The sequence below is a fragment of the Paenibacillus sp. FSL H7-0714 genome (assembly GCF_038003765.1).
Classification (GTDB): domain Bacteria; phylum Bacillota; class Bacilli; order Paenibacillales; family Paenibacillaceae; genus Paenibacillus_AQ.
Map to the genome: position 1 here is coordinate 1,608,127 of NZ_JBBOPT010000001.1, position 11,604 is coordinate 1,619,730.

At 42.5% G+C, this 11,604-nt stretch carries 6 protein-coding genes and 1 pseudogene; all 7 read left to right on the plus strand.

The features are described from left to right. Positions 1-59: 59 nt before the first annotated feature. On the plus strand, positions 60-1,670 hold the full coding sequence (locus NST34_RS07155; RefSeq protein WP_341127455.1) for an ABC transporter substrate-binding protein: 1,611 nt from the start codon (positions 60-62) through the stop codon (positions 1,668-1,670). Positions 1,671-1,800: 130 nt separating this feature from the next. Continuing rightward, positions 1,801-3,282, plus strand: coding sequence for a glycoside hydrolase family 32 protein (locus tag NST34_RS07160; protein WP_341127456.1), 1,482 nt, complete (start codon positions 1,801-1,803; stop codon positions 3,280-3,282). A 21-nt stretch (positions 3,283-3,303) separates the two neighbouring features. Further along, positions 3,304-4,197, plus strand: coding sequence for an ROK family protein (locus NST34_RS07165; RefSeq protein ID WP_341127457.1), 894 nt, complete (start codon positions 3,304-3,306; stop codon positions 4,195-4,197). Positions 4,198-4,320: 123 nt separating this feature from the next. After that, positions 4,321-8,085: a GH32 C-terminal domain-containing protein gene (locus NST34_RS07170; protein ID WP_341127458.1), complete on the plus strand. Its 3,765-nt coding sequence runs from the start codon at positions 4,321-4,323 to the stop codon at positions 8,083-8,085. A gap of 275 nt (positions 8,086-8,360) precedes the next feature. Further along, entirely contained in the window at positions 8,361-9,341 is a 981-nt protein-coding gene (locus NST34_RS07175; RefSeq protein WP_445667685.1) for an ROK family protein, read from the plus strand. A 206-nt stretch (positions 9,342-9,547) separates the two neighbouring features. Continuing rightward, positions 9,548-9,871: pseudogene (locus NST34_RS07180) on the plus strand (hypothetical protein); the annotation flags it as partial. A gap of 548 nt (positions 9,872-10,419) precedes the next feature. Continuing rightward, the gene (locus NST34_RS07185; RefSeq protein WP_341127460.1) at positions 10,420-11,601 is read left to right on the plus strand and encodes a sensor histidine kinase; all 1,182 of its coding nucleotides are present in this window, start codon (positions 10,420-10,422) and stop codon (positions 11,599-11,601) included. Positions 11,602-11,604 lie beyond the last annotated feature (3 nt).

Sequence of the window (11,604 nt, forward strand, 5' to 3'; positions counted from 1 at the left end):
AACAGGCTGCACATAGATAAAAATTAATTCATTCATATCTAATTTGGAGGTCATACCCTATGAAAAGAATTAAGAAATCAAGAGTTTCGACGAAAGCAGCTTCTGTAACTGTACTTGCTTCACTTATGTTCCTTAGTGCATGCGGTGGAGGAGGAGGGGGAAGTGCAGCTAGTAAAGAACAGGACGCCAGCGGTAAAGTAACTTTGAACTTTATTACGCAAAGCTCTCCACTTGCACCAACTGATCCAAATGAAAAACTGATTAATAAACGTCTTGAAGAAAAGACGAATGTTCATATTAATTGGAAGAATTTCACGAAAGACGTATTTGTTGAAAAAAGAAACTTGGCTGTGGCAAGCGGTGATCTTCCTGATGCTATTTTTAATGCGGACTACAGTGACTATGAGCTGCTCAAGCTTGCTAAAGATGGTGCCATCGTCCCGCTGAATGATCTCATCGAGAATAATATGCCAAACTTCAAAAAGGTGCTGGAAGAAGCACCAGAATATAAGAGTATGATTACGGCACCAGATGGCAATATATATGCCTTTCCATGGATTGAAGAGCTGGGTAGCGGTAAAGAAAGAATCCAGGCGGTAGATAGTATGCCTTGGATCAATGTGGAATGGCTTAAGAAGCTGGGCCTTGATATGCCTAAAACAACGGAAGAATTAAAAGAAGTATTAATTGCATTCAAGACAAAAGATCCAAATGGCAACGGTAAGGCTGACGAAATTCCATTGTCCTTTATTAACAAGCCTGGAGCAGAAGATCTGGCATTCCTATTTGCTTCGTTTGGATTGGGTGAGAACCCTGACCATGCGGTTGTGAGCAATGATGGGAAAGTGATATTTACGGCGGCACAAGAAGACTACAAGGAAGCAGTTTCTTTTATTAACGAGCTGTATAAAGAAGGACTCATTGATATTGAAGCCTACACACAAGACTGGAGTACTTACCTTGCAAAAGGAAAGGATCAGAAATACGGACTTTACTTCTCATGGGATAAGGCCAACATCACCGGAGATAATGACAGCTACGAAGTTATGCCTCCACTTGCTGGACCCGATGGTGAAGTTAACGTAACAAGAACGAACGCGCTTGGTTTGGGAAGAGGTAAGATGGTTGTCACAAGCGCCAATAAGAACTTGGAAACGACAGCGAAATGGGTTGATCAACTCTTCGATCCGATTCAATCTGTACAGAACAACTGGGGGACGTATGGAGATGAAAAACAGCAGAATATTTTCGAATTTGATAAAGAAAAAGGAATGCTGAAACATTTGCCACTGGAGGGTGCAGCTCCTGTAGAACTACGTGAGAAAACAAGTGTCGGTGGACCCCTTGCTATTCTTGATTCTTATTATGGGAAATACACAACCATGCCGGATGATGCCAAAAGCAGAATGGATATTATCAAGAATATCATGGCGCCAAAGATGAAAGCAGAAAACGTAATGCCGAGTGTATTCCACTCCATTCAAGAGCTTGATCGCCTTACGACAATTGAAACGGATCTTTTTGCCTACGTGCTTAGAATGCGCACGGAATGGTACCAAAACGGTAAAATCGAAGCGCAGTGGGATGAATATCTGAAAGAATTGGATCGTCTGGGCTTGCAAGAATGGCTTCAAATTAAACAAGGCGGATATGATAGAGCAACCCAATAACAAATGATTAATATTGTGGGGTGAAGGCCGTGTTCCATGCAGTTACACTGCTATACACGACCTTCATCTATATAAAGAGAGATGATCTTAGAACTAAGATCTTATTACGGGAGTAAAGGAGAAAACAATAATGTCTACGATTGCGAAACAAAATTACCGAGGTGTGTATCATTTTTCCCCTAAGGAAAAGTGGATGAACGATCCAAACGGAATGGTTTATTTTGAGGGTGAATATCATTTGTTCTTTCAGCACCATCCGGGTGGAATGACCATGGGAGCTATGCACTGGGGCCATGCGGTCAGCAAGGATCTTGTTACATGGGAGGAACTGCCTATCGCTCTCGCTCCAGATGAATTAGGTATGATTTTTTCCGGCAGTGCTGTAGTTGACTGGAATAATACGACTGGATTTTTTGAAGGTAAACCAGGTTTAGTAGCGATTTTTACGCATCATTTGGATATGCCAGAAGGCAAGCCAGCCATTCAGCGTCAAAGCTTGGCCTACAGTAAAGATAACGGAAGAACCTGGACGAAGTATGAAGGAAACCCGGTACTTGAACATGATACATTCATTGATTTCCGTGACCCCAAAGTATTTTGGAATCAAGATACGAATCAATGGGTGATGATTGTAGCTTGTGGTCAAACGGTGTGTTTATATCATTCTCCTGATCTAATTAACTGGACATATGCCAGCGAATTTGGTAACGGAATCGGTTCTCATGACGGGGTATGGGAATGCCCAGACTTGTTCCCACTTGCTATTGATGGCGATCATTCGAACACGAAATGGGTGATGCTTGTGAGCATCGGTGCGGATCCCGCTTTTGTGGAAGGGTCAAGAACTCAGTATTTCACAGGGGATTTTGATGGAGAAGTGTTCACGCCAGATGAAGATTCGATAAAAGTTCGCTGGATTGATTATGGAAGAGATAATTATGCAGGTGTAAGCTGGTCTGATATACCGGCTGAAGATGGAAGACGACTATTTATCGGCTGGATGAGCAACTGGATGTATGCTAACAAGACGCCGGCAGAAGAATTCCGCGGCGCGATGACGATTGCAAGGGAGCTTCAACTCGAATCAAGACAAGGGGAGATCTTTCTTGTGCAGAAGCCGGTACAAGAGTTGGAATCTGCTCGTGTACAAGTCCTTTCTGTGAAAGAGGCAACGGTGCAAGAAATCAATACTCTTCTTAAGGAGATTCACTTGGAATCTTATGAGATTATAGCTGAGTTCACTCGAGGTAAATCTGTAGGCTTCAAAGTAAGAGTAGGTGCGGATAGTCAAACAATAATCGGTATTAACGGTGAGACAGAGGAGCTTTATGTAGATCGGATGGCTTCAGGTCAGCATGATTTCCACGAACATTTCGTAGGACATCATTCAGCTAAGCTCGAAGCGCTTGATGAGTCAAATGATCTCCGTATTTATGTGGATCGCTCTTCAGTTGAGGCGTTCAGTAATGGTGGTCAGGCAGTGATTACGGATCTTATATTCCCTGGACTAGAATCTAAAGGTATAGCTGTGTTTGCAGAAAATGAGAATGACTTGCTGATTTCCCTGGATATCTATGAGCTTACTCCCTCTGCTGAGCAAGACAAGAATTAGTCATCGAGAGGAGTCATGTATATGCGTATAGGAGCGATTGAAGCTGGCGGGACGAAGTTTATATGTGGCATTGGGAATGAAAATGGGGAAATTGAAGATCAGATTAGTTTCCCAACAGAACATCCTGAGGTGACGTTGCCCAAAGTTATTCAATATTTTCAAGGCAAGCAAGTAGAAGCTATCGGAATTGGATCGTTCGGTCCGATCGATATACGCCCAGACAGCCCAACGTATGGTTACGTTACTACAACACCAAAGCCAGGGTGGGGAAATTACGATATGCTGGGCACTTTGAAAAGAAACTTTTCGGTTCCTTTTGGATGGGACACGGATGTCAATGCAGCGGCATTTGGTGAAGCCAAATGGGGCGCTGCCCAAGGGTTATCCAGCTGTTTGTACTATACAGTTGGCACGGGTGTTGGTGTGGGAGTGTATTCAGAAGGTAAACTCATTCATGGTCTTGTGCATCCTGAAGGGGGTCATGTTCTTACGAGACGCCATCCTGACGATGTATTCCCAGGGGGATGTCCCTATCATGGGGACTGCCTAGAAGGGATGGCGGCAGGTCCTGCTATTGAAGCAAGGTGGGGGAAGAAGGGCCATGAACTTCATATGGATCATCTTGCATGGGAAATGGAAGCATTTTATATTGCACAGTCGATTACGGGTGCTATATTGCTTAACTCTCCTCAGAAAATCATTCTGGGTGGTGGTGTTATGCAGCAGTCACAATTGTTTCCACTGATCCGTCAGGCTGTGCTTCAGAACCTGAACGGCTATGTCAGCTCAAGTACTATTTTGGAACACATAGATGAGTATATCGTTCCACCAGGGTTAGGCCAACAGGCGGGATTATGCGGTGCTCTGGCTCTTGGACTCACAGCACTGGAAAGTCAGATTTCTGCTCAATTGTAAAAGAATATATAGAGGAGGTCAGTGCAGTAATGAATTGGCCTCCTTCTTGTTTTTCAATATTAATGATAGAAAAAGAGGGCAAAGAAGATGAAAAATAAAGGAAAAGTCGCAATATGCTTTCTTATGGCAATAGGACTTGTAATGACTTCAGCAGGCATTTATGTAGCAAATCCCGGGACTGGATGGGCTGCGCTCGCTGAACAGGAGGTAAGCAAACGAGCTAAGGAGGGACTTTCTATTTTTGAAAGCGTAACCAATACAAAAACGAATTTGACAGGTTGGCAAATAAAAGGAAAAGGTAACTTGGTGGATACTCCTGAAGGAATCTTACTGACTTCCGATCCAAAAGAAAATGTAATGGCAATCTCCGAAACGGTGTCAGAGGATTTTATCTATGAAGCTGACGTCATGATCAAGGATATGAAAGCTGACGCGACCTTATTGTTCCGTTCTAATGAAGATGGCTGGGGTTCCTACATGCTCCAAATCGTACCGAATGCAGGTATGATTCGTTTACAAGACGCAAGTGGTAGTGAAGGGAGATTAAAAGAGGAGCGAAAAGTTACAGTCAAGGTAGGCGAAATCTATCATCTCAAGGTGAAAGCAGAGGGGGCATTGCTGAAAGTATATTGGGACAATGCATATAAACCTGTGATTGAGGTTCAGGATAACGCGTATCGTACAGGTAGGCTAGGACTCAATGTATGGGATGGTTCTGTTTTGTTCCAAAACATAATCGTAAGTGATCTGAAAGGAAATCTTGGTGCTGTGGTTACAAATCAAGGACAATGGCAGCCTAATATCAGCGGCAAAAAAGGAATGGTGGCAAACCAGAGTAAGTCACTGCAAATATATAACAAACAAGCTGCTGATTTTGTATATGAAGGTAATATATCTCTTCGTCCTGATTCTGTTGCAGCGCTCGCCTTTCGTTCATCGGCTGATGGAACAAAGGGATATGAAGCTGCCCTTACGAAGGAAGGAAATCAGGTCCGTGTAAGCTTGACGAAAGCTAACGGAACAACCCTTGCAAGTTCACAGCATACCTATCCAAGTCAGACCGGAGCAAAACATCACGTTGAGATAAAGGCAAATGGAAACAGAATTCAGGTCTTCCTAGACGGATACACCCCGGCTGCAATCGATCTAACAGATAAAACCTACACCGATGGATATGCAGGAATCGTCGTTAAACAAGGAACGGCTTACTTCCAGGATACTTATGTGACGGATGCTAGCAGTTATTATAATGAAAAATATCGTCCTCAATATCACTATACGCCAATTCGTGGTTCTGCAAGTGATCCGAATGGACTGGTCTACTTCGAAGGAGAATATCATCTATTCCATCAGGACGGAGGCACATGGGCACATTCTGTCAGTAAAGATATGCTGAACTGGAAGCGGCTACCGATTGCGCTGCCGTGGAATGATCATGGACATGTCTGGTCTGGATCGGCTGTGGCAGATTTGACGAATGCATCAGGCTTGTTCGGGGATTCAGGAGGTAAGGGGCTAATTGCCTACTACACTTCCTATAATCCCGATGGCCCGAATGGGAATCAGCGTATCGGTCTTGCATACAGCAAGGACCAAGGTCGTACTTGGGAATATTCCAAGGCGCGTCCAATGGTTATCGAGAATCCAGGCGATAATGGAGGGGAGCCCGGAGGTTGGGATTTCCGTGATCCGAAAGTGATTCGTGATAACGACAATAACAGCTGGGTCATGGTTGTATCCGGTGGAGATCATATTCGTTTCTTTACTTCAACGAATCTACTTGATTGGACCCTGACAGATAGTTGGGGATACGGGGATTATGTTCGCGGCGGTGTATGGGAATGTCCAGATTTGCTTCAACTTTCGGTAGACGGAACATCACAGAAGAAATGGGTTCTGATGATTAGTACAGGAGCGAATCCCAAAACAGGCGGATCAGATGCTGAATATTTTGTGGGTCATTTAACAGCGGAAGGTAAATTTGTTAATGATAATCCGGCAGGGAAAGTATTGCGAACAGATTTTGGAAAAGAATTCTACGCTTCGATGTCTTTTTCGAACATGCCAGATCATCGCAGCGTAATGATGGCTTGGATGACAAACTGGGACTATCCGTTTGCTTTCCCAACGCCCCATTGGAAGGGCGTACTGTCAATCCCAAGAGAAGTCTCATTAGTGACGACAAAAGATGGGATTCAGCTCGCTCAAAGTCCGATCAAGGAGTTGGAATTGCTGCGTAGTCAGCTGTATTCTACTGTTAACAAAGAGGTGAGTCCTTCTTCTCAGAATCTATTGAAAGGGGTTACCTCTGGTGCATACGAGATTGAAGCTGAAGTAGAAATTCCTGCAGGCAGTCAGGTAAGTGAATTTGGTTTTAACGTTCGTGTAGGTGGAAGTCAGAAAACGGTAGTTGGATATAAACCTAGTGAGAGTCAGATTTTCGTGGATCGGTCTGCATCTGGTTTGACGGATTTTTCGAGTTTATTTAGTACAAGACATGAAGCGCCAATGCAAACGGAGAATAAGCGTGTTAAGATGCGTATCCTTGTAGACGAGTCTTCTGTTGAGGTTTTTGGCAACAACGGTAAAGTCGTTTTCTCTGATGTCATTTTTCCGGATCCAGCCAGCAGAGCTTTGAGCTTTTACACCAATGGAGGCAACGTAAAGGTCGTATCTCTGAAGGTGAATCGGTTAGGCTCTGTATGGTATCAGGAGTCCAATTCCGCTACCAAGATAATGATGGATACAAATGATCGTGAACTGAGCAAGGGGCAAAGTGACACACTCTTTGCAATGGTAGAGAATGGAACAGGCAATGGTACACAGCCGCTGAAATGGAATTCCAGTAACAAAGATGTAGTTGAACTAAACATGGCAGATAACTTACAGGCAACCATTGTAGCTAAAAAAGAAGGCGAGTCGATCATTACTGTCTCTACTCCAAATGGGAAGATATCAACAAGCGTATTAGTTAAGGTAACTGATGGTGAATTTCATACGAACTTAGGTGGATGGACTAAAGATCTTTCTGCAGCCTCCTGGGTCATTAGTGAAAATGGAATTCGTGGAAATTACTTGAGTGACGCGAATTATATCGCAGAGAAGCAGGCTGGAGACTTTACTTATGAAGCAGATATGATGTTAGGGAAATCCGGGGGAGCAGGCTCTATGTTGTTCCGCGCCAGCGAAGATGGACGCAGTGGATACTATTTAAATCTGGATCCGAATATGAAGTCCGTACGTCTCTTTTATAAAATCGAAGGCCGTTTTGAAGAGCGTCAAATACTGGCGAAAGTTCCGACGTTCATTCAGCCAGGTCAAACCTATAAAGTAAAAATCGAAGCGAAGGGCCCGCATATTGTAGTTTATGTGGACGGGCAGAAAGTGATCGACCTGGATGGCACTTTTGCAAAAGGTCGCTTTGGATTACATGTATTTGGCGGATATGCTTCATATCAAAACGTTAACGTGAGCGGAGAAACACCTGCCAACTTGACCACATCCAGTCTAGTAAATGCAAAACTACAGAAATCTCTCTATACAGCAAATCTCGCAAATGGTGAAGCTGTTACCCTGAAGGATGCGAATGATTCTACGGATCAGAAGTGGGTATTCGTGCCGACGGGGGACGATTCAGGTTCCTATTCTATTCGTACAACAGCCGGTCAGGCGCTTGATCTAGACACAGGGCAAAATAAAATTCAGTTATACCCTTATCTCGGATATAACAATCAGCGTTGGATTTTTCACAAAAATGATGATGGTACCGTAAGTATTATTTCTGCTCATCATAAGAAAGCGCTGGAAGTATCAGCGGATGGGTCGACACTGTCCCTAAGCGAGCTTGATCCTACTCTTGATCGGCAAAAATGGGTAATTACCAATTAACCTGAGGATGATAGAAGTAATGGAAGAGCGGCTAAAATTGGCGGCTCTTCTTCTTAATCATTAAAGGTCCTTTTTGTTAATCCGAGCCAGGTTCAATTCTTTGCAATTTAGTTTGATGGACCCCGAGATATAATAGTTAACACTGTCGTATTTAAGGTATGAAGATGAAAACTAGACGACATTAAGGTACAATCATACTTAAACGGAATACCTGATGAATTGATCCCTACGTTCATCGAGCAGGGGGGCTTATGAGAACAGCAAACGCCAACTTAATGAAGGAAATTAATCTTAACAACGTTCGTCAAGTGATGAAACGTATAAATACAGCCACCAAACCCCAGCTGGCAGCACTGACCAAACTGAGCGTCGTAACAGTAAACTCATTAGTCAAGGAACTGCACGAGTTAGGTGAGCTGTTCGAAGACTTGACTGTACCATCAAACGGCGGTAGGCCAGCACAAACTTATCGCTACAATTACAACTTCAGCCTCGGGCTGGTTATTTATCTGAAGGATAAAGAGGGACAGGTACTGATTTCAGCCACCGTTGTGAATTTGGAGAACGAGATTCTGGCGAAGGATGAACATATCATTCCAGTCTTCGAAAGACAATTTTTTTGTGATATTATTGAACACTCTATAGCCTTGTATCCTTTTATCAAGGTTATTGGCATAGGCATTCCGGGACAGGTTGTCAACGGCGAAATTAAAGTCAGCAGCCACCATGAGCTGACTGGCTCACGGATGATTCAAGAGATTGAGCAACAATTTGAGTTGCCTATCTTGGTTGAAAATGACGTTAATGCAGCTATCAGCGGATATTGCATGAACCAGGGAGAGGGAGAGGAACAGTACTTGCTCGGTCTTTACTTTCCAAACAGGTACCCACCTGGCATGGGTATCTATCTGAATGGAAAGATCCTTAAAGGTAATCAGGGCATGTCAGGGGAAATAAAATTCCTGCCCGACATGCCTGACTGGAGTCTCGAGATGGGCAAGGACACGTTCATCGATACTACCTGCCGGATTATCCAAACCCTGAATGCTGTTCTTGCTCCGGACAAAATTGTAATATATCAGGATAAGGTGGAATTAGAAATCTGGACATCTGCTTGGGAAGCTTATCAGCTTCGACATCCAATGCCCATTTATCCACAGATTGTTATGCAAAATACATTTCAAGAAGACTTCGAGGCCGGCCTGGGCTGGTTGACATTGAAGTCATTGGAGCCGGATTTGGTCGAGCTCCATTAAGAGGTTGTCCCATAAGTCATGAGATGAATGACTTATGGGACAAGCCTCTTTTTTAGGTGATCAATATGAGTATTGATCTAATTGCTGATATGCACTGCACACTGATGATACAGCTCCAGATCAGTGAATAGGTTGCTTGACAAAGGAATGCTTATATCGCATACTTAATACATAGACTTTATAAAGTATGTTTATTAAGTGTATAAATGTATTTCTTTACGCGTGCAACGAATCATTTTTATCACGAGGGGGAAGCATGCTTATCTACCTGGTTTTTGATTTTTATATATCTGGCTTTTATCAGTTTAGGACTTCCTGACTCTTTACTCGGCTCGGCATGGCCCGTTATCTGGCCCGAGATTGCTTCATCTCTTGGCTCGGCGGGTATCGTATCCAGTCTGTTCAGCAACAGGATGGTCGAGCGTCTGGGTACGGGTAGAATCACATTGTTCAGTTGTTTCCTTACTGCGGTTGCGCCACTTGGATTTTCCATCGCTCCATCGATGCTCTGGTTCATAGTATTTGCCCTACTAACATTGATGATTTTGAGTACAGAGACGATTAATAGATTGCTGATAAAACCCACGCAAGGGAGGGGATAAAGAGATGGTTTATATCATTTTATGCGCAATCATCTGGGTAGGAGTGTATTTGAATCTAGCCGCCTCGAAGGAATCGATGGATGTGAAGCCTATTCGTTCCGTGAATGATCTGTTTGAATAACCAAGGAGCAACGTAAAAAGCATTTGATCCTAGATCAAATGCTTTTTTGATAGTACATAGACTATATCGTTTTAATTGCATAGTTATACTAGAATGAGGAAGGTTAGTCTTTTGAAGGTAAGTAGGAGCTAACAAGCTCCCCCTTGGTTATATAGATTTACCATACAAGTACTCAACACCCCAAATCATTCCGTTACAGGCGGAATAGCTTGGGGTGTTGCATTTTTTATAGCGCTTATAATTATTAATTAAGTAAAACTATTGGTTTTGTGAAATATAGTGACTTACTGTTTCTTTTGAAGCAGGAAAATATACATATATATTGAATACAAAACAACAAAGAGGGAGGATGAAAATGTCATACAGAGCAAATGCATTACGTTCGTCATTAACCCTAGCTGTTCCAATTATTTTAGATAGGCATTATCATTCTATAACTATGAAAAATATCGAATCCGCCTGGTTTATAGAGACGCATAAGGAATTGTTAGATTCAACATTCAGCACGATATTAATCAGTATGATAGAGGCACTGTTCTTGGATTCCTTTGGTTACGACCAATACCTAAACCTACTAGAAAAAGAAGGGGTGGAGCGAGGGATTTATACTGCAGAAATATTCGGTGATCATTTTGATATCTTACTTGAAATGAGCAAGGATTTAAACTTAATCGCTCAGAATATTATGTTTAAGATCATTGAAGAGATAGAAGATGATTCTACGACTCGATTGTTTTTTTATAATCGTTTAATGGAAAGCAACTGGACCGGTTTTACGGGCTTTGCAAAGGGGTATTTATCTAATAAAAATCAACAGATTGACAATTTGCACGAACAAAAAATTGCTGTTATGGGACAAATGGCAGCTGGTATGGCACATGAAATACGGAATCCGCTTGCTTCGATTAAAGGATTTGCCCAGCTTGTAAATAACAGGCTATATGAACCGGTGATCAAGGCGGATGAATTGCGTGCGTATCTGGATATAACCATCAAAGAGATTGATGCTCTGAACGGATTAGTAACGGACTTCCTAGTACTGGCTCGAAAAGGAGATAGTTCGAAAAATAACGGTGTAGTATATAACGTTATCGAGGTTATACATAGAGTTAATAACATCGTGAATCAACTCATACTTAGTGATGATATTATTCTTTCCGTGGAGTATTCTCTAGAGAAAGTAATGACGTATGGAAACGCCTCTCAACTAGAACAGGTAATCCTTAACATTTTAAAAAATAGTATCGATTCATTCACAGCGTTTCGAGGCAGAATAGACATTACAGTTAGCACCGCTAATGAGACTAACGAAATTATACTTATTTTTAAAGACAATGGGGAAGGAATTCCTCTGGATAAACTAAATCGAATATTTGACCCTTTCTTTACAACCAAGCAAAAAGGGACAGGGATTGGATTATCAATTTGTAAACAATTAATAGAAATGTATGGGGGACAAATTAAGGTAGACTCAGAAGTTCAGGTAGGTACTAGCGTGATGGTTATTTTGCCTTGGGTAAATGATTATCACATTTGAGGC

Bases quoted from the DNA above. Each gene is read 5' to 3' on its own strand.
- NST34_RS07165 (WP_341127457.1), top strand. From the start codon at position 3,304: ATGCGTATAGGAGCGATTGAAGCTGGCGGGACGAAGTTTATATGTGGC.
- NST34_RS07160 (WP_341127456.1), top strand. From the start codon at position 1,801: ATGTCTACGATTGCGAAACAAAATTACCGAGGTGTGTATCATTTTTCC.
- NST34_RS07155 (WP_341127455.1), top strand. From the start codon at position 60: ATGAAAAGAATTAAGAAATCAAGAGTTTCGACGAAAGCAGCTTCTGTA.
- NST34_RS07185 (WP_341127460.1), top strand. From the start codon at position 10,420: ATGTCATACAGAGCAAATGCATTACGTTCGTCATTAACCCTAGCTGTT.
- NST34_RS07170 (WP_341127458.1), top strand. From the start codon at position 4,321: ATGGCAATAGGACTTGTAATGACTTCAGCAGGCATTTATGTAGCAAAT.
- NST34_RS07175 (WP_445667685.1), top strand. From the start codon at position 8,361: ATGAAGGAAATTAATCTTAACAACGTTCGTCAAGTGATGAAACGTATA.